Annotated in this window: 16 protein-coding genes; 5 read left to right on the top strand and 11 right to left on the bottom strand. The window is 42.7% G+C overall.

The features are described 5' to 3' along the window. Nucleotides 1-71: 71 nt before the first annotated feature. The 6 genes from MKY28_RS04220 to MKY28_RS04195 form a co-directional block, all read right to left on the bottom strand. Entirely contained in the window at nt 72-2,024 is a 1,953-nt protein-coding gene (locus MKY28_RS04220; RefSeq protein ID WP_340935099.1) for a UvrD-helicase domain-containing protein, read from the bottom strand. Next, nucleotides 2,009-4,084 carry an AAA family ATPase gene (locus MKY28_RS04215; protein WP_340935097.1) on the bottom strand — a complete coding sequence of 692 codons (2,076 nt, stop codon included), beginning with the start codon at nt 4,082-4,084 and terminating at the stop codon, nt 2,009-2,011. The genes MKY28_RS04220 and MKY28_RS04215 overlap by 16 nt, the downstream gene beginning before the upstream one ends. 695 nt (nt 4,085-4,779) lie before the next feature. After that, entirely contained in the window at nt 4,780-5,253 is a 474-nt protein-coding gene (tnpA, locus tag MKY28_RS04210) for an IS200/IS605 family transposase (RefSeq protein WP_100529447.1), read from the bottom strand. A 178-nt stretch (nt 5,254-5,431) separates the two neighbouring features. After that, nucleotides 5,432-6,130, bottom strand: a complete 699-nt coding sequence (sigK, locus tag MKY28_RS04205) for an RNA polymerase sporulation sigma factor SigK (RefSeq protein WP_017687130.1) — start codon at nt 6,128-6,130, stop codon at nt 5,432-5,434. 130 nt (nt 6,131-6,260) lie between these two features. Then, on the bottom strand, nt 6,261-6,440 hold the full coding sequence (locus MKY28_RS04200; protein WP_036615241.1) for a hypothetical protein: 180 nt from the start codon (nt 6,438-6,440) through the stop codon (nt 6,261-6,263). Between the two features lie 219 nt (nt 6,441-6,659). After that, nucleotides 6,660-7,472: an alpha/beta hydrolase gene (locus MKY28_RS04195; protein ID WP_405159413.1), complete on the bottom strand. Its 813-nt coding sequence runs from the start codon at nt 7,470-7,472 to the stop codon at nt 6,660-6,662. A gap of 656 nt (nt 7,473-8,128) precedes the next feature. Between MKY28_RS04195 and MKY28_RS04190 the strand changes: the two genes are divergently transcribed. Further along, nucleotides 8,129-10,534 carry a galactose-binding domain-containing protein gene (locus tag MKY28_RS04190; protein WP_340935096.1) on the top strand — a complete coding sequence of 802 codons (2,406 nt, stop codon included), beginning with the start codon at nt 8,129-8,131 and terminating at the stop codon, nt 10,532-10,534. A 66-nt stretch (nt 10,535-10,600) separates the two neighbouring features. Here MKY28_RS04190 and MKY28_RS04185 read toward each other — a convergent pair whose 3' ends face one another. Further along, on the bottom strand, nt 10,601-11,848 hold the full coding sequence (locus MKY28_RS04185; RefSeq protein ID WP_340935094.1) for an MFS transporter: 1,248 nt from the start codon (nt 11,846-11,848) through the stop codon (nt 10,601-10,603). Between the two features lie 26 nt (nt 11,849-11,874). Further along, on the bottom strand, nt 11,875-12,801 hold the full coding sequence (locus MKY28_RS04180; protein ID WP_340935092.1) for an ADP-ribosylglycohydrolase family protein: 927 nt from the start codon (nt 12,799-12,801) through the stop codon (nt 11,875-11,877). 506 nt (nt 12,802-13,307) lie between these two features. On the opposite strand from MKY28_RS04180, the gene MKY28_RS04175 reads away from it, so the two are divergent. After that, on the top strand, nt 13,308-13,976 hold the full coding sequence (locus MKY28_RS04175) for an HAD family hydrolase (RefSeq protein WP_036615249.1): 669 nt from the start codon (nt 13,308-13,310) through the stop codon (nt 13,974-13,976). Between the two features lie 47 nt (nt 13,977-14,023). Next, the gene (locus MKY28_RS04170) at nt 14,024-15,196 is read left to right on the top strand and encodes a mannitol-1-phosphate 5-dehydrogenase (protein ID WP_340935090.1); all 1,173 of its coding nucleotides are present in this window, start codon (nt 14,024-14,026) and stop codon (nt 15,194-15,196) included. A 212-nt stretch (nt 15,197-15,408) separates the two neighbouring features. On the opposite strand, the gene MKY28_RS04165 is transcribed toward MKY28_RS04170, so the two are convergent. The 3 genes from MKY28_RS04165 to MKY28_RS04155 all read right to left on the bottom strand — a co-directional run bounded on the left by MKY28_RS04165 (nt 15,409) and on the right by MKY28_RS04155 (nt 18,035). Next, nucleotides 15,409-16,299: a hypothetical protein gene (locus tag MKY28_RS04165; protein WP_340935088.1), complete on the bottom strand. Its 891-nt coding sequence runs from the start codon at nt 16,297-16,299 to the stop codon at nt 15,409-15,411. Nucleotides 16,300-16,441: 142 nt separating this feature from the next. Then, nucleotides 16,442-17,095: a YkyA family protein gene (locus MKY28_RS04160; RefSeq protein ID WP_340935087.1), complete on the bottom strand. Its 654-nt coding sequence runs from the start codon at nt 17,093-17,095 to the stop codon at nt 16,442-16,444. Nucleotides 17,096-17,132: 37 nt separating this feature from the next. Next, complete coding sequence (locus tag MKY28_RS04155) at nt 17,133-18,035, bottom strand: polysaccharide deacetylase family protein (protein ID WP_340935082.1); 903 nt, start codon at nt 18,033-18,035, stop codon at nt 17,133-17,135. A gap of 228 nt (nt 18,036-18,263) precedes the next feature. Here MKY28_RS04155 and MKY28_RS04150 point away from each other — a divergent pair, with 228 nt between their 5' ends. Together MKY28_RS04150 and MKY28_RS04145 are read left to right on the top strand one after the other, a co-directional pair. Beyond that, complete coding sequence (locus MKY28_RS04150; protein ID WP_076318813.1) at nt 18,264-19,208, top strand: DMT family transporter; 945 nt, start codon at nt 18,264-18,266, stop codon at nt 19,206-19,208. A gap of 63 nt (nt 19,209-19,271) precedes the next feature. Continuing rightward, nucleotides 19,272-20,108 (top strand): sulfurtransferase, encoded by an 837-nt coding sequence (locus MKY28_RS04145; protein WP_340935080.1) that lies wholly within the window; start codon nt 19,272-19,274, stop codon nt 20,106-20,108. The last annotated feature ends 140 nt before the right edge of the window (nt 20,109-20,248 follow it).

Below are 20,248 nucleotides of genomic sequence, written 5' to 3'. Positions count from 1 at the left end.
TAATTAAATCAATAAACTTCCTAGGTATCAACTTTTTTTTATCATCCAGCTAAGTAGAGAACTATTCAATGTTATTCTTCAATATTAAAGCCAACTGTTCTAAACTTCTCAATAAGCTGAGTTGAAAAACCATCAATTTTTGATTTATCAATGAAGACAGTTAAATTACGCCTTGCTCTGGAACAACCAACATAAAATAATCGATACGCACTTAATACACCATAAACTTGATTCTCTTTAAAACATCTCTTAACAGTTGTAACATTAAGATTTGATAAATAATCTGTGTAAGATTTCTCACATAAAGTTTTAAAAATTAAATTATCTTTAAAGGCATCAATCAACTCTCTAGCTCTCTCAACCAGATAATTCTGATACTCCTCATGTAGCTCCTTATTTATATTAGATATTTTGAAACCAAGATGTTGATTAATATTACTAATGAACTCAACATATTCATAATAAAAACTCTCAAAATAATCAAGTGAAATATCAACTTTACACCACAAATTAAAGAATTGATACATATGAACTACAGGCGTAGAACTGCTATTCTCGGCAATAAAAAAAACTGTTTCATGGCTCTCACCCTTTACCCCATGCTGAGTTGATACATTAGGTGTTTTAAGGTAATTGACTAAAGTTTTAAATTCGCTAACCCCAACTTCCAACACGGACGAATATTCTTCACTATTAAGTATTGCATCAATAAAATCCTCTCTTGCCAAACCTGTTGACTTGAGAATAGATACAATTGATTTAATATCATAGATATCTTCTGAATCATTATATAGTCCCAAGATCAAATCCAAGTTATCTTTCAATCGATTCTTATCTTCATGTTTTAATACTACGTACGTACTCTTATCAAACATTTTGGAGTTTTTTCTTAATAATTGAATAATGGTTCCCAAGTTTCCATCGGCGTAATATTCTGAAATCTGATGTACTGCAAATAGCATCTTAATGAGAGGATCAGGGTTATCGCTTGTTTGATCTGTAAGAACATCTATAGCCCTATTTTGTTGTACAAATGAATATATTTCCATTTTATTAAATCCCCTGTATAAATTCCCACAACCGATCGAGTCAAATCTCTTCTGGTTAAGAAGGAAAAGAAGTAATGCTTCAGGATATTTCATTTTTTCTATATCAAGTCTATCAAAAATTTGATCACATATTATTACTCGGGGAGGATGATCAGATAAACCATCTAAGTTATTAGGGGATGGTTCTTGCTTGAATGAATCATTGTTATATAGTTTATTTAAAATATTTAGCACTTGTGATATCGATCTATGATTTGTCGTTAGTGCTATTGATTTATTAAGAATAGACAATTTATCTTCAAATGTCCCATCATAGTTCTTATATATCTGTTGCATCTTATCACCAAGAAAATACAATTTTGTAGAAGTTCCATATACCGCTTCGTAAAAAATCTTTAAAACAGCTGCAGATGAATCTTGGTACTCATCAATAAATATTAGTTGAAACTTTTGTGTCAGCCTTTTTTTTACAACAGGAAAGGTATCAAAAATTATTTTTGTGAATTTTATTAAATCATCATGCGACAAACCACCATAATATAGTGAGTTAAATTGGGCCTCATTATAATATAGATATCTCAGGTTTTTTTGAATGGATTCAAAATTTAGACTACCAAATTTATCAATATACTTCTGATTACTTCTATAAATATTCACATCCTCTTCAACGTTATCAATTCTCTGTTTTATATCCTCACCATAAATTTCAAAGTATATCTCAATTACTTGAGGATGAGAAAAATAGATACCAATGAAACTATTGAAAAAAGAATGAATTGTTGAAAAATAAACTTTAGAGTTTTTGGTGTCTTTTTTAAGTTCATCTGCCGCTCTATTTGTAAATGTTATGCAAAGAATATTATCTTTTGGGTGTTCAATTGTGTGATTAAAAATCATTGATTTGATTTTTGTGGTTTTCCCACTTCCAGCAGGGGCATTTACCAGATAGATATTTTCAACTATTGAACCAGCCAAGTTAGTCCCTCCTTAATATAATGGGGAAGCATTTTCTCTGTTAAATTATTCAGAATAACAGAATACATAAAGTCAGTTTTTCCGTTTGAAGTATGTTTTACAATTTCTCTCAGTGTATATTTCCCCGCTTCCTGAGGAATGGTATATTTTAAATTATCTGAATCTCGTAGTTCCTTCCATTCAGCACGTTCTTTTTCAACGATAGCATTTATATTATAATGTTGTGCAAGCATAGCCTCTTCTAATGTGCGTGCAAATTTATCTGACTTTCCTTGAAATGCTAAAAATGCGCTTCCATTAAACAGTATATTTCCATGTTTCTCCTTCCATTGGTATAGATCAGCAACTGTTGGAGAAGCATTCGGGAACTTTAGTTTGTAAAAGTTATTAATTGTTGCATTTGTCGTTTTAGAGTTCATGATAAGATCCACATTGTTAGCTGACTTTTGATAATCAATATCTGTTAATATTAAAGTTTTTATATTCATAAATTCTATTAATTTACTGTAATTATAAGCATATGCTCCACCAACCTGTACAAATGCAATATATTGCTGATTCAGGACTCGGAAATCTTCTAACAACGACAATTTTCGTATTAGCATTCTCTCAGTATCTCCCTCGTAGAGTATAACCCTATCAGCGAAGACAATATCTGAAAACCCAATTTCATAGAACCAATCGTAAAAGTTATCAAGAACAGAGTCGCTACTTAAGCTTTCTTTAAAAGAAGAAAAATCTAAAATTTCACTTTCAAATAATTTAGAAGGGCGTGCTACTCTAAGATTCCTCATATCTGTTGCTCGAACCATCTCACTCGAATGGGTTGTCACAAGTCCCTGTATTTTTTTCTCTTTATAGTAGGTTCGTAGATATTTACCAAATACATTTTGCATTTGAGGATGCATATGAGATTCTGGCTCTTCAATAACAAATAAATTTACTAATAGGGGATCTATATTACGTTTATACGTCTCTAGTTGGAGAAGAATAAAAATCATATTGCTATAACCTAAACCTTGTGATGCCTCGCCTAAAAAATGATCTTCAAGTTGGTATTTAGCATTCATTACTTGACCTATAAGAGAATTAATAGCATCTTCAGTAATATCAAGGTTAAGGACTAACCCACCCGTATTGCCACCGTTTGCTTGAGCTATTGTGCGCATAGCATCACTTAGTCCATCAACTGAAGCTTTACGAACAACCTCAGTAATATCTAACTCCTCTATAGGTTGAAGAATTTTATCTGGTAATATATCTAGTAGCGATTGCCAATCATCATTGTGACATGCTAAATCAAGTACATTTTTACTAATACTTTTTGATTGCCCGTTATTTTGATCATCAAGCGGCCTTCCAGCAATAATATTTTTATAATTAAAAAGTTTTCGGAAATCTGATATCTCCAATTCATTTCGAATTTGAAAAGTGCTATCAGTAAAATAGCATTTTTCAACAATACCAGCTGCATATGTACTAATTATTTTTTCTTTGAATAATTTAACTTTAGAAGTATCAGCGTCTCTATCATCAAGCTTTTCATATCTACTTTTTAATTTATCGAAATCAGATTCTATTGCTTGACTAAGCGACGTTCGTGTGACTTCAAAGGAATACTCAAAATATATAGAACGTTTAACTGGGTCAAAATCCATGATGTAGTCAGCAAAATTCCTGATATCATCGTTCAACTCATAATCAATCCTAAATTTAATCACAGCTGATGGAATTAGAATTGCAGGATTTGTATTTGTTGGTTCAAGTGGGTAAAGCTCATCAACTAACGATACTATTGTTTTATCCTTTTCCAAACCTTCGTCAAAATGTTTTCCAAAAATAGGATAGGCCCTTTCTGACCAGTTCTTAGATAATGTCACAGGAATATCGGTAACACAATAAGTAGATTTTCCAGCGTTGAATATATTCCCAAGTAAATCTATTATAGAAGTTTTACCACTATTATTGGCTCCAGCTAGAAGCGTAATATCATCTGTTAATGATAAAGAAGAATTCACAAATTTCCTGTAATTCTGTATTACTATCTGTTTTAAAATCATTTCAGTCTTTTCCCCCTATGTCTTAACGGATACCTTTTCATATAATTTTTTTATAAGAAGTGCTTAACACCATATTCACAATATATCTATTAGAACTAAAATTTGGTATAAAATAAAATTTAGAAAACGAAGAGAATATCCCTGAATACTCCGAGAACTTTAGGTCAACCTTTGTGCTTCTATCTTTTTAAAGTAGCTCAAAGATAACTGAGTTAAACAATAACGTACATTTCTCGTTCATAGCCGCCGCCATCATCGTCCCTACTTCCAAGCCTCACACGTAAGACTTAATACCTAGCGATACCCTCCTTTCAAATAGAACTTAACCCAAATTATAGCATAATCAAGTGTGAAATGTATAACATCCAATCATGCCGAGATAATTCTTTAGACCCATTTTGGCTCAATCTAAAATTAGTGGTTGACAGCTCCATTTCAATCTTCAATGTATTTGGGACTCCATTCAACAATTCTTTTTTTAGGCGATTAGAGATCAGATTATAGTCAACCACTAATTACGGTTTTGAGCCCCTATTTTTTGTTGTATTTTAGAATCAGGACTACCCGTCCAACGGGTGGTTTGCTCTTGGGGTATAACCCCCTGTTGCCAAACTGCGCCTAAAGACGCTAGCCTGACAGCAGGGCTGTTCAGGCTCAGTGTTATTTGTCACTTTCACTCACCAGTTAAACTGGTTTTACTTCTTTTTGCTCCGATTACTGCTGAATGGATCTTCGTATTCTTTTACACTCAGCTTATCTAACGCTTGATCATGTGCTTCTTGTTCACGAATATACTTTCTTACCGTTGCTTCATTTAGACCCACTGTACTCACATAGTACCCTTCTGCCCAAAACTTTCGATTGCCGTATTTATACTTGAGCTGGGCATGCTTCTCGAATATCATTAGTGAACTTTTTCCCTTTAGATATCCCATGAACGTGGAGACTGCCATTTTCGGTGGAATCGCTACCAACATGTGAACATGATCGGGCATCATGTGACCTTCTATAATTTCTACTCCCTTGTACTTACACAGACGTTTGAAAATTTCGATTAAATCTTTTCTCACTTGATTATAGATTTCTTTCCGTCTATACTTCGGGGTAAATACAATGTGGTATTTGCACATCCACTTTGTGTGAGCTAGGCTATAGCTCTTGTTTGCCATCGAAGACCATTCCTTTCTTTTGAGCCTGAACATCTCAATTTTATCGGAATGGTCTTGGTGGTCAAACCCTCGATCCCTCCACCCGCATAGCGGGTGGTTTTTTGTTTCGCGCGTTTCACGCACTCAACTGGCTAAAGCCATAATAAAAAAAAGTCTGTCTATTGACAGACTCCAGCAACTACTTTTGCTTATAAAACTCGTGGTACAGCTTCATTAACGCTCGCTTCTCAATCCTTGATACATAAGAACGTGAGATGCCCAGTTCCTTCGCAATTTCGCGTTGAGTTCGTTCCTCCCCGCCTGCCTCCAGGCCAAATCGACCGATTACAACTTCCTTCTCCCGATCATCCAGGATGTCTAGATTGCGATAAATTTTGCTTTTTTCAATCTTGAGCTGTACCCGATCTACAACATCATCAGCTTCTGTGCCAAGGATATCGATTAATGTAATTTCATTGCCTTCTTTATCCGTACCGATAGGGTCGTGCAGGGATACATCTTTGCGTGTTTTCTTCAGAGAACGCAGATGCATAAGTATCTCGTTTTCAATACATCTCGCCGCAAATGTGGCAAGCTTCGTACCTTTGCCTTGTTGAAAACTTTCGATGGCTTTGATCAAACCAATGGTTCCGATGGAAATCAGGTCTTCCTGATCTTCACCCGTATTATCGAACTTCTTGACGATATGCGCGACGAGGCGCAGATTGTGTTCAATGAGCAGATTGCGAGAGTGAGCATTGCCTTCAGCCATAAGGCGCAAATGTTTGGCTTCATCACCCTCAGCCAGTGGCTGGGGGAACGCATTATTTTTGACATACGAGACGAGTAACGTTAACTCTTTAATGAATAGAGCAATTGCGGTAAACAATCCGGGCACAGATGACACCTCCTGCAGTTTTACAACGATCTGGCCTGAGCACATGTGGGAACAGGGTCGATCTATTGTATGTAGGCAGAGGCCCAGAAGTGCACGTACACTTGAAAAAGGGGATGATCTTGCGAAGATTTCACAGACTCACAGAAACAATGGAGCCCACCCGCTGAAGCAGGAGAAATTCTTTTTCCACACTTTCGATAAAATACTTCTTTTCACCAAATAGGACAACATCATTCTGGGCTAATGAAACATCGCTTTTAAAATAGATCACATTGTCCGTTTCCCGGAATGCACCTTTGTAATAGAACATCCTATTTCTCTCCTTCATGTATCTACCTATGTAATTAACTACCCGCTCCATGTGGATCTGCTTCCTTCATGCTAACATATTCTCTCTCATTCATCATGTCATATTCGCACACTAACCAACATAAAGCCCCAGCCCTGTGCAGAACAGAACTGAGGCTACATATCGATATGAATTCCTGTTTCTCCTGTCGATTGCTTCAAGAAGCTAATTCAAATTAAATCACTTGAAGATTCGTTGTGAGAACTGATACAGGCCGCTGTTCCAGACAGATGGTTCGTGTCCACCTACATCCAGATAAAAGGTATGCGGAATGTTCATGCTGCTCAAGCCATTTTTGAAATTCTGGCTGACCCATAACAGACCGTCACTTGATCCACAGGAGATCCACAACAATTTGAGTTGGCTGGCTACTTGTCCCGGGTTGGAAACCAGCTGTGATACAGATTGCGTATTCGGTGCAGCCGAGAAGGCCCCTACCCAAGCGAAGGTATTCAGATTTTTCAATCCGAAGTTAAGCGATTGCCCACCACCCATGGACAGACCGGCCAACGCACGGCTATTCTTGTCTTTGTATACCGGATAATTGGCCTCGATATGAGGAATCAGATCCTTGAGCAGGTCTTGCTCAAACCGTTCAAACGCAGCCACTTTGTCCGGAGCAAAAATGTCACCGACTGGACGGTCGTCCTTCATGGCACGGCCATTCGGCATGACAACGATCATCTGGGACAGCTTGCCTTCCGAATACAGGTTGTCCAAAATGTTCTTGGGTTTCATTGCATTGACCCACTCATGCTCATCCCCGCCGATGCCGTGCAGGAGATACAAGACGTTATACTTTTTATTCGGAGAATATCCTGGCGGTGTATACACGGTCGCTTTCCGTGTATTGCCCACCGTTGTGGAGTAATAGGATATCAGATTGGTATTTCCGTGCGGAATATTGTTTCGATAGCCATCAAAACCCGGTGGTGCCGGCACCACCGGAGTATTAGCCAGAGCATTGTTTGCGTCATTGCTGGATACATTCATAGATTCATACGCTGTGTTCTGAGCACCAACCTCGCTGGAATCCGTAGCAAAAGCCATTGTTGGGGCAATCATGGCAACGATCATCGAAAGACTTAAAAGGATTGTAATACGTTTTTTCATCTCAATTTCTCCTCTCAATTTTGTCAAACTTAAGTATGCGTTTCTCGAAGTTTCACTGGATTACGCTTGATGCTGAAGTTCAACTTTTTCTAACGCGGTGAAGCAAGCTTCCTCTCAACCCAATATTGAAAGCCCTTACAACAAACGAGTTAGATCACCTCCCTTCCCTTCAGAAAAACACTGAAACATGTAGATTTTACTCTGTTTTCCCGACATAGAATTACTTATATAGTATATTTAAACTTATTTATCCATTTTTTGCAACAATATTTTCATTTCTATCGATTCAATTCAATGATCTTAGAGCATCAGAGTTTTTCTACTTTTTTTTATTCTCGAATCATAATTGAAAATTGTAAAATACTGTTGTTAAATTGAATATTTTACCTTATTATAACTTCCATAGGGGGGGTGTCTATGAACAATTTCAATAGATTCATAATATTTTTCTTCTGAGATATGCTTACGCAAAAGTTTCAACGTTTCGGCCACCAATATCTTTTGCAACTACTTTATTTTCTGGGAGGAAAATGATGATGTTCAATGTACGCTTTTCGATCAAAAAAGCATGGGCTTCATTCCTGGTTATTACATTATTGCTGCCTTTACTTGTGGGGTTATGGCCATCCAATGTCTATGCTGCATCTAACAATGAAGGAAAAATATCCATAACCGCAGATGATGAATTCACACTTTTTATAAACGGCAGACAGACGGGAAAAGGCACCGACTGGGCCAAAGCCTATACGTTCCCTGTGCCGATTCAATCTGGCATCAATGTGATTGCGGTTCAAGCGAAGGATATAGGCCTCTATGCGGGACTGCTGGCAGACCTTAGCTACGGAGATGAGAATCTGGTTACGGATTTCAACTGGAAAGTATCTGAACGATATATCGAAGGTTGGGAGCAACCCAAATTCGATGATTCGTCATGGTCACGTGCTACTGATTTCGGACGGTATGGCAGTGATCCTTGGAAACAGATTAGTGGCATGCCAGAGGAGACCAGTGCACGCTGGATCTGGGCAGGCAAGACCAATGTGGATGCTCCAGTTTCAGAAGCATATTTTCGAATCTCATTTAACGTCTCCGAAGATGGACTGGCTATTAGCAACCCCATTTCTTCTTCAGGTCAATTCGAGCAAGTCGATTATCAGTTAAAACCGACCCAACCCATGCCTGCTTCCATGGTGAAGAGACTTCCCGTGGTAAATGCCGTCTTTGAAACGGTGGAAGAGAAAGGTTCTATAGAACTTAGCACCCAAGAGGCTGACCAAATCGGTAATAGCCTAGCTCCTGGTCAGATCTTTCTCGATCAGTCCTCTGCCCGGGCTATCAAAGTTACAAGTGTCAATAGAAGCTCTGGTGGTATGCAGGTAGATTACACCACTCCGGGTGTGGAGGAATTGTTCGATTACTATGATATTCCCGAGCAGGAGGTCTCGTTCGAAGAGCGTAATATCGTCATGCCTGATCCTGAGATGGTATTGGATAGCAAGGAATGGCTTGTTCAGGAAACCCCTTCCTTGTTAGAGACCGATATAACTGACGATGCTGAAATGCGACAGTTCAACATCGACAACACGATTCAAAATGATTTAGATGCAAATATGGACACTGTTGCGGATGCAGAAACAATGGATATCGCTTCCACGGATATCGCACCCATGGATCTGAATGATGTGAACTCCATGGACATGAATGATACAAATGATATGGATCTGAATGAAATAAACTCCACGGAATTAACTGATATTAATTCAACGGATCTGAATGATGTGATTCGTGCTGCTGGAGCAGGTGATTTTGCCAATTGCAAAAAATCCGGCAATGAGTTTGTCTGTGATTTCAAGAAGGTACTTGTAAATCAACAAAATGCAAACGGTAACAAAGTGTTCGTTGAAGCAGGTGGCAAGCTCACCTTGATTGCACCCAAAGTTACGGGGAAATACGGATTTTGGGGAAAATATGATCTGAAATTTACCGCTGGTGAAAAAGCCAACATCTATATCAAAGGTGATGCCAAGTTCAAAAAAGAAGTCAAAGTTCCAATCATGGGCTTCAACATTGGTGCTGGCAATCTCGGAGCCGTATCTGTCGGCGTTTTTCTGGTCATCGGTATTGACGGCAACGTCACCTTTGAATTTCAGGTCGATCAGGGATACACGGTTACCGCGGGAGTCAAAGGGAAAACACGTGTCTTTATTCCCGTGAAGATCCAGCCTTACAGCAGTGTGAACAGATATCTTACGGTAACCCATAAAATTGAAGGACAGATCACTGCTTGGGCAGGAGCCAAAGCGGAAGTCGGTCTGAAAATTGCCGGCAAAAAAATACTTGAGGTAAGTGTTTTTGCCGGCATTGAAGGCACAGGAAAATGGACAAGCAGCAATAATGTGCCCAGTACCATGTCTCTAAAGATTGATGCTCTCGTCAAAGGAGAAGGAGCTGTATTTAATAAGTCCTTCAAACTCTTCGAGCTGCGCTGGAATTTGGTGAATCTGGTGAAAACCCCTACCAATCCGGGAACCGGACAGAACCTGGCACGAAATGCTGCCATAACGGTAACTTCCACCTATCCCGGGTATTCAGCAGCCCGAATCAATGACGGAGATCGTAACACGGCCTTGGGGGAAAGTTATAGCTGGGCCAATAACCGTAATTCCTCACTTCCCCAATATGTCGTCATTGATTTGCCGGCATCGAGTTCAATCCAGCGAATTGATCTGTACACCACCCAGGGATACCCGCTTGCCAATTATGATCTGCAATACTGGAATGGCTCAAATTGGGTGAATCTTGTACAGATTACAGGCAATCAAGAGTTAACGCGTTCACACACATTTTCAGCAGTCAGTACCTCCAAGATCCGTGTCGTAGCGAGTAAAGGTCCTTCCCATCAGCCAACCTATGTGCGAATCAATGAGCTTGAAATCTATTAAAACAGCATACCCAAAAAGCCTCAGCCCTTGGTTACACAGGATGGCTGAGGCTTTCTTGACATCTGTTTAGTGTACGGATACTGGATTAACTACCTCTACACCCTCGGGTGATGCCAGTCTGTCTTTCATCAACAGACTGATGAACAAACCCAGCAAACCCAGTGCAGCAATTACTGCAGCATACAAAGGCACTGAGATAAGTCCTGTATGCGTAATTGCATACCCACCCATATAGGCACCAGCGGCATTTCCCAGGTTAAATGCCGAATGACTTGAGGTTGTCGCAAGTAGCGGTGCTTCACGAGTCATATTCATAATCCGAATCTGAAGTCCCGGCATAATACCAAAAGCGGCAACCCCCCAGAAAAATATCGTGAGCACTGCCAGATACGGATTCTCCAGTGTCAGCGTGAGCACTGCCAGAAGAACAGCAAGGATACCAAAGTTGACGATCAGGGAAGGCATCAACTTCCAGTCTGCCAGACGGCCGCCAACCAAATTGCCCAAGGTTACACCGAAGCCAAACAACACCAGAATCCAGGTCACACTTTGCTCCGCAAAGCCACTAATATCCACAAGCATCGGCGTAATATAGGTGAAGACTGTAAACAAACTTCCGCACCCCAACGCCCCAATAAGCAGAACCAGCAACACTTGTGGACGAACCAGATTCCGAAATTGCTGTCCGAGGTTCGCTGGTGCTCCTTGCGGGAGGACGGGAATGAAACGAATGATACCAATCAACGATATGATGCCCAAGATCGTAATCGCCCCGAAGGATGACCGCCATCCAAGCTGTTGCCCGATAAATGTACCAAACGGAACGCCAATAATGTTGGCAATCGTTAGCCCCGCGAGAACAACCGATACCGCTCCTGCCCTTCTCTCGGGCGCAACAAGCCGCGTCGCCATGATTGAACCTACACCGAGGAACGTACCATGGGCAAATGCCGTTAAGATCCGTGCTGAGATTAACAACCCATAGGTGGGAACAATAACGGACAATGCGTTTCCGATAATGAAAATGCACATCAGCAGTACCAGCAATTTTTTCTGTGGAATCTTGTGTGTAAATACGGTCAAAATCGGCGCACCTACCGCTACACCAAGCGCATATCCCGTAATGAGTTGTCCTGCCTGCGGAATACTTACATTCAGGTCTGTTGCCACATTGGGCAGCAGGCCCATAATAATAAATTCAGTCATACCAATCGCAAAAGCCCCTATCGTCAGGCATAACAGGGATATTGGAAACGCCCCTCGTTTACCTGACGGTGAAAACTGTGGTTGTACTGTGTGTCCAGTCGTGCTCATAGATGTTCTCTTCTCCTGTCTCTTAATCAACGATTTTCTGTCGCCTTCAACCACAAGGCATCTGTTAGTTGTTCGAACGTTTCACGCATAGCCAGCTTGTTCCGCCAATGTGCCGGAATGCCGCTTAGCCCGTAATAAGCACCTGCGATTTGTCCGTACACCGCACCCGTGGTATCCGCATCATCACCCAGATTAACAGCTAACAACGCGCCTTCCTCAAAACTTGAGGACTTATAGAACGCCCATAGTGCTGCCTCAAGTGAACGAACCACATAACCACTGCCCTTAATTTCCGGCGGTTCTTTGCTCTGATAGGAACCCATAACAACCTCTTCAATAGCGGGCGAAAAAGCAGGTTCTTCCCTCCACTGTCTGCATGTCTCCGGCATCAGCATGACGCTCTTGTCGGCTCCACGCAGACCGGCAACAATTATGGCGGCCAGCACTTCACATGCTTCCACACTTTCCGTTGCAGCATGTGTTGTCCGGGAGCTCAGCCCGGCATAACGAACCGCCTCGTTTGGTTGATTAGCATAAGCCATCGCGACAGGTGCAAGCCTCATGATAGAGCCATTGCCCGCTGTCATCGGGTCAATTGATCCGCTGTAGGCTTCTCCAGTTATCTCAAACCTCTCCAAGGCACTTCTTGTGGCCCCGCCGATATCAAAGCAATCGCCTGTGCTGCTCATATACCCGACCTTGTACCAATTGGTGTATCTGCGCATCTGATCCGCAGGATCAAAGTCTGCCTTGCGTACCAGACTTTCTGCCATACACAGAGCCATGGATGTATCATCTGTCCATTGCCCTGCCTCCAGCCCGAATACACCGCCGCCCACGATATCCGTTACGGGTTCAAATGTGCCCGGGCTGCTGAATTCCACTGTAGTTCCCAAAGCATCACCCGCTGCAAGCCCGATGAAGCAGCCATTGAAACGGTCCTTTTGCAACATGCTTGTCTTCCTCCCTTACTCCATATACTTTCACAATCTTTCTTCCATTCTCCCACAGGGCCTGATCTGGCGTAAAGATAATAAAATCCAATAAATTCAGCTCCATTTCTTCTATTATAAAAGTGTCGAAAGCTGTTGAACGGCCAGAATAGCAAATTTTCATAAAAAAAGTTTTATTTTTTTGAGCTGTAAAAACAGTTTATTCAGTACACCGCTTACATGCAAAAGGGTTAACGGTTTGCAACGTTCATCATTTTCTGAAAACAAATCATATATGTGAAAATTTTCAATGTAAACAATCATGACGCGCTTGACCCTTCGGTTTGTCCTATGTTACGGTTTCATTAGCTTAAAACGCATATTTTTTCCCAAATTAATATTCATTTTCGGTGTATTGCGTCAACTAATATCCCGCAGGTTAATGAATGCAGGGAATGAATTTGCAGAAAATTCTCATTTTTTTTATTTCATCCCCAAACTAATTCTGAAACAGGAGGAACAAATTTATGATTAAGGCACTGGTGTTTGATTTCGACGGAACGATTATTGATACAGAGACAGCATGGTATATTGCTTTTCGTGATGCTTACAAGGAACACGGCGTAGATTTAACCCTGGAGATGTATTCACAATGCATCGGTACCAGTCTGAAAACATTTAATCCATATGAGTACCTCATCACAGATTTGAATCTTCCGATCGATCGGGAAGAGTTCAGGGAATCCGTTCAGTTGCAGCACGCTGCATTGATGAACAAAGAAAAGGTGCGTCCTGGTATTCAGGAATATCTTGAACAAGCACGTGAAGCCGGACTGAAACTCGCTGTAGCATCCAGCTCCAAACGGGAGTGGGTTGAACAACATCTGGAACAACTGAAACTGAAAGATTATTTTGAAGTCATTCGTACGGCAGATGATGTTGCAAATGTGAAGCCTGACCCGGAACTCTATACTCAAGCACTTGAAGCCCTTGGAGTAACTGCAGACGAAGCCGTAGCGATTGAGGATTCACCTAACGGCGCGCGTGCAGCTGCTGCGGCTGGTATGCACTGCGTAGTCATATCGAATACCATCACAGGAACACTGGAATTCGATATGCCTCACCAACGGCTATCTTGCTTGACTGACCTTACATTTAACGATTTGATTTCGAAGCCACTCGTCACTACCGTCTAAGGTCTGCACGAATTTCGCGATTTAATCCTTAAAGGGGGAGTTCACACATGAAAGCTGTACATTTTGGTGCGGGCAATATAGGCCGCGGTTTTATCGGTCATATGTTGTCCGCTTCCGACTACGAAGTCTGCTTTGTCGCACGTAACCCGAAGAAAATCTCCATGCTTCAAGAGAGACAGGAATATCCGATTACACTTGCCAATAGAGATCAGGACACTACGATTGTCAACAACGTGACGGCTATCAATGTGAATGAGCAGAATCTCGTTGCTGAAGAGATCGCTTCAGCCGATGTGATCACAACCGCGGTGGGTGTATCTGCACTCGGAGATATCGCCGAACCGATCGCCAAAGGCATTCAACTTCGCATGAAAAACAATAATCAGGCTCCACTGCATATTATCGCTTGCGAAAATGCCATCGGTGGTAGCACCAGGCTGAAGAAACGCATCTATCCATTTCTGGATGAACAAACTCGCAAAAAAGCCGAACGTTATGTTTCTTTCCCCAATGCAGCTGTGGACCGGATTGTTCCGGCTCAAAACCACAAAGACCCGCTGCAGGTCACTGTTGAACCTTTTTACGAATGGGTCGTTCATCGTCCAGCACTTCTGGATGGATTTAAGAAAATAGATGGCGTCCACTATGTGGATTCGCTTGAACCTTATATCGAGCGTAAAATGTTTACGGTCAACACAGGCCATTGTGTCGCCGCATACTTCGGCTATCTCGAAGGATTCAAGACGATCCGCCAGGTGATGAGTAATTCCACCCTGCGGGCCAAAGTGCGCCATGTTATGGAAGAGACCGGTCAGATGCTTATCCAGAAGCACGGATTCAACGCTCAGAAGCATAACAAATATATCGATACCATACTGGAACGCTTCGCCAATCCCAACCTGACGGATCAGGTCACCAGGGTCGGACGTTCCCCCCTTCGCAAGCTTTCGCCTCATGATCGGCTTGTTCGCCCAGCGATGCAGGCCAGTGAATTCGGAATTGAAATTCCTCATTTAACTTCTGCTATGGCGGCCGCAATGCTGTTCAATGACAAGCGCGACGAGGAAGCCATGAAGCTACAACACATGATTCGCGAAGATGGCGTCTCCTCCTTCATCCGTGAACGCATGGGAATTCCCGACGAACATCCCGTTCATCAGAATGTAATCGCCCGTTATCAAGAACTCAGAGGGCGCAAGGAATCGACTATACTAACCTGAGTAACGGATCAGGGCATGGGTTCGATCCTGCAAACTGAATAGAAGAACGGCCAAGAAGCCGGGAGGAACCTATGCAGCTGCATCGCTCCTTCCGGCTATTTGTCTATGCACGGCACGGTACATTCTATCTATATTGTAGTAACGTTAATAAAACAGCGTATCTCCTCTCTCAAGGAAACACGCTGTTTGGGGAATCTTTTTAATTTAATTTTCTACTCATTCATAATGGAATTGAGGGAGGCATATGCCATGGGCAGGAAACCTTCCGAAGGTTCACCAATAGGCGCTTGGATGTGGAAAATGAAACCATTGCCGTCCAGTTCTTTGACAATAAAGTACTCTGTTTTCTTATCATTCTGGGACATCATGTATAATCTTGCATCCTTCATCGGGCCGTTGCTGAGTTGTTCAGCCGTTAACTGCTTCACTTCTCCGGTCTCGGACAACTCTTCCTTGGCATCCATCTTCAGCGCATCCAGATTGTAATTCGCCGGCAGCTTCTCAATCTCTACCTCATAATCCGGATCAATCTTCATTGTTAATTCATGGTCTTCGGCGTCAAAAGCCATCGGTTCAAACACATAAAGTGAATAACCTTTCGCTTGTGCCAATGTCACTGGACGTTTCTCGGTCATTCCTTCTACCGTCACTTCCAGCTCTGATGTCTTCGAACGATCGGACGTTACTGTACCGCCTGCATTGGAACCGTTATTATCATCACTCGATTCAATCTTTGCAATCTCTGTAAGTACCAGCTGTTTCGTTGTTGCATCAATCGTTTTCTCTACATATTTGAAACGAACGGAATCTTCGTCATCGATATCATCCAGAGACTTCTGCAGATCTTCACTCACCTGGAATGACATCGGCTTCTCATTCACTCGAATCTCAACGGTATGCGGATCAGCCCATCCAGTCAGAATACCTTCTGCTTCTATTGCAGCACTTTCATTTGGTTGTTGCTCCGGTGCTGGTGACTGTTCTTCCGTATTATTCACTGTCGGCTGTGCAGCAGGATTACTGTTCCCACAAGCCACAAGCGAGAATCCCATAAGTAAAACCAGGAGTGATGCACTGACTTTCATTGTATTTCCTTTTCGCATATGAACACCTCCGTTAGCTTATACGCAATGATGCTTGTCCATGTTGCTTCTCATCCATTGGCTTGGCTGTATACTAGTACTTACACGGGAGACAGGCAGCTCAATCATGCAAAATGTCTGAATGGTTTCTCAGATCCTCTGCTCAGCTGGCCTGATCCATCTGTACCAGTTTGGCATTGGCTCCGTTAAACGCTTTGGTCTGGAGGTTAAATTGCTTTCGGAATTCAGCAAGCTTCGCATATTCGCTATTCCGTACCCGAATAGCTCGCTTAATCTTAACCAGATTAGGTTCTGTACTTTCTCTCATCAGATCATACAACTGCTCATCGGCACTCAGACTCAACTGATACGAAGCAACAAAATTTTCCAACGCACGTGCTCTAGCTTCATATTGATCCAGCACCTTTTCAGCCTGTGCCAACGTTTCTTCTTTTTCAAATGATAGTTCTTTCAATGAATCGCGCAGGGCCACCGTCTTCTCGTTGGTCTGTTCCATGGCCTCTTCCGCCTGTTTCAACAACGTTCTTCGTTCATGGATATGATCTGCTGCCTGATCCAGCAGTGCTTCGAGATCACTGTTTTTGTTCTTGCCTTTGTCTAAAATAGACTTGTATAACTTCATATCTTCCTGCTCATGACTGGTCAGCGTCTTCAAACTCTGATCGATCTCCTGACCGCTGAGCACCAATTGGTTTATCTGATTTGCCGCAGGCTCCTGCGGATCTCCACAACCACTCACCAGCAGAATTAGCAATACACTAACTGCCGCAAGCGCCACTTTTTTACTCGTTAGCACCAAAGTCCTTCCTCTCTTGCATCATCTTGTTGTTATATTACAAGCGGGTATCTCCGCTAAAATTGGCTACCCAGTGTGCATCCGGATCGTATACTTCGAACTCGTAACCCCGATCTTCGAGTAACTTCAGAATGCGTGGTAAAGCCTGAACCGTCTGCTCCCGCTCATGCATCAGAATCACTTCCTTATCCCGATGTACACTTTTGCTCACCCGGGCCACAATCTTGTCCGGCTGACCGGGAAGATTCCAATCGAGTGAATCTGTCGTCCAGTCCCACATTTTGAATCCGGCCGCCGCAATGTCACCTCTAAACTTTTCACCGATCTGTGGACTGCTGCCATAAGGTGCACGAATCAGATGAGGTGTAAAACCAATCAGGTCCTGCACCATCTTCTGCTCTTTCTTGAACTCTTTCACAAAGTTTGCCGAGTTGCCGCTCTTATACAGCTTTTTATAGTTATGCGTCATGCTGTGGAGTCCAGGATAACTGCCTTCTTTCAACAGCCGTTTCACTGCTTCTGGATGCTGATTCAACTGACGTCCGATCATGAAAAAGGTAGCCTTCGCCTCATGCTGCTTCAATATATCCAGCAGTTGTTCTGTATATTCAGTTGGCCCATCATCAAACGTTATGTATGCCAATTTGCGAACCTGGCCCTGGAACCGTGCCGGCTCCTCCTTCGCATCCGGAGTAACTTGTATCATGCCGAGCTTGGCCGGCTGTTCGATTACAGTAATCGGAGGCGGCGCCACAACGCTTTTGATCCAATGCGTCATGCCAAAGAATATATATGTAATACCGGTAACGAACAGTACCAGGAGCATTAGAGCTATGATTACCCTTCCATACCGGATTTTTCTTCGTTTATGTGTTTTCGTGCGACTTGTGCTAGGCGGAATACTGCCACGTTCTCCCGCTCTCTCTTGTTGAACTCTCACTGTCATGCCACTTCCTTACTTTCATTTTTTCCCGATTATTGGTATATTATCTCGTTTCATGTCTCTATATAGAAGATTAATAGAAAAATGGATCGGGAGAATGACAGAAAAGTTACAAGCCCGGTTACAATCTACTTATCTCTTCATTCTCTTTATCTTTCCTGCGGTTGTCTTCTCCTGTATAATGAAGTGATTTACGCTATCAGACTTCAAGAAGGAGCTACACCCATGACAAGCTTGAACCGTGCCGGCAGATCCATCTATCTGTTATTCTTTGTCGGCATTATTGCCATTTCTTTTTCTTCGATCTTTGTACGCTGGTCTACCGCAGATGTTGCGGTCATTGCCATGTACCGTCTTTTTCTCACCAACCTGCTAATGCTCCCGTTTGTCTGGAAATACAGACATGAGATGATGCGGCTGAGCTTACGGCAGTGGGGCTTGCTGCTTGCATCCGGTGTGATGCTGGCCCTTCATTTTCTGCTCTGGATGGGTTCGCTGCGGCTCACCAGTGTTGCCAGTTCCACAGTTATTCTCGCGCTGGAGCCTATACTGATTCTTGCCGGTTCGGTATGGCTGTTCAAAGCCAAAATTAACCGCATGATGATCATCGGCATGGGCATCGCCCTGCTTGGATCAATCGTCATTGGCGCAGGAGATTTCCAGTTGGCAGGTACTGCCCTGCAAGGTGATGTCCTGTCTTTACTTGGCACAATCGCAGTCGCCGTTCATATGCTGCTGGGTCAATTTTTGCGAGCGGGACTTAGTGCATTTTCGTATAACTTCTGGGTTTTCTTCGTAGCTGCTTGCACGCTGGCGGTATATAATCTGATCATGGGCCACCCGTTCGGGGGTTACGCTGCGTCAGAGTGGGGAATCTTCCTGCTGCTCGCCATTGTGCCGACAATCTTCGGACATTATCTCTTCAACTGGCTGCTTCAATATATGAATGCCACGACGGTATCCATGGGCGTACTTGGGGAACCCGTATTCTCTTCATTACTGGCCTGGATGCTGCTCGGCGAATCCCTCAGTGCATTACAGATGTCTGCCGGGGTTGTCATTATATTCGGGGTATGGATTTTCATTCGATATGGCAAAACCAAACCTCAACCCATTCCTGCTGATGCTCCTATCGCTGGCAAAGGGCCTGTTGAACCTACCACGGTATAACGTATTTTTTCTTAATGCATAGTAATAAACGACTCTACCACTCTCATAAGGCGGTGTATTTTGATGAAAAATATTGTATCCATGCGCTGGCTGCTCGCCAGAATGTATGAACCGGATGTAGTTATTGCAGATTGCCGATTCTTGCTCGGTCAGCCGGAGACTGGAAGACAAGCCTATGAAGCTGGACATATTCCAGGAGCTGTCTATCTCGATTTGGAAAAAGATCTGTCCGCTCCTGTGTCTTCGCACGGAGGACGTCACCCACTTCCTGATCCGGCTGTGCTCGCAAGTCGTCTCTCCAAAGCTGGCATCGGCTCCAATAGTCGTATTGTTGCTTATGACGATCAAGGCGGGATGAATGCATCTCGGCTATGGTGGCTGCTTCGCTATATCGGTCATGAACAGGTGTATATCATGGACGAAGGTTTCTCCGCTTGGAAAAACGCCAAATTCCCAGTGACCGCGGATGTGCCAGTTCAGATCCCGGCTTCTTTTGAGGTGAATGTGCAGCCAGCCATGCTGGCAAGTGTTGAGGATGTTCAGCAGACTTCGGCAAATGGCAGTGCCGTGCTAATTGACTCCCGTGATGCTCGCCGTTATGCGGGTCTGGAGGAACCGATTGATGCCAAGGCTGGACATATTCCGGGTGCGGTGAATTATTTTTGGAAAGATGTGTTGGATTGGGATGGACGTTGGACAGATACTGGGGTGTTAGAAGAGCGTTTCAGTAAGCTGGACAAGGATGGTGCGATTATCGTGTATTGCGGCTCTGGCGTATCAGCCTGCCCGAACGTGATTGCACTGGAAGAAGCGGGATATACAAATGTGAAGTTGTATTCTGGAAGTTGGAGCGACTGGATCAGTTATGATGAGAATCCGGTGGCTACCGGGGAAAATTAAGAATGTAACGAGGGTGCACATTATCTCAAAGAGGAATACATCGCTAGGTGGCTTATCTGCCCCGGCGATGTATTTTTCTATGTTCGGAGTCAACATCAATTCAACAACACAACCCAGTCAGTATTTAAAAGCACACAGAA

It is taken from the genome of Paenibacillus sp. FSL R5-0473 (assembly GCF_038004565.1).
In the GTDB taxonomy this organism is placed as follows: Bacteria; Bacillota; Bacilli; order Paenibacillales; family Paenibacillaceae; genus Paenibacillus; species Paenibacillus amylolyticus.
This window is presented reverse-complemented; position numbering and strand designations above follow the sequence as displayed.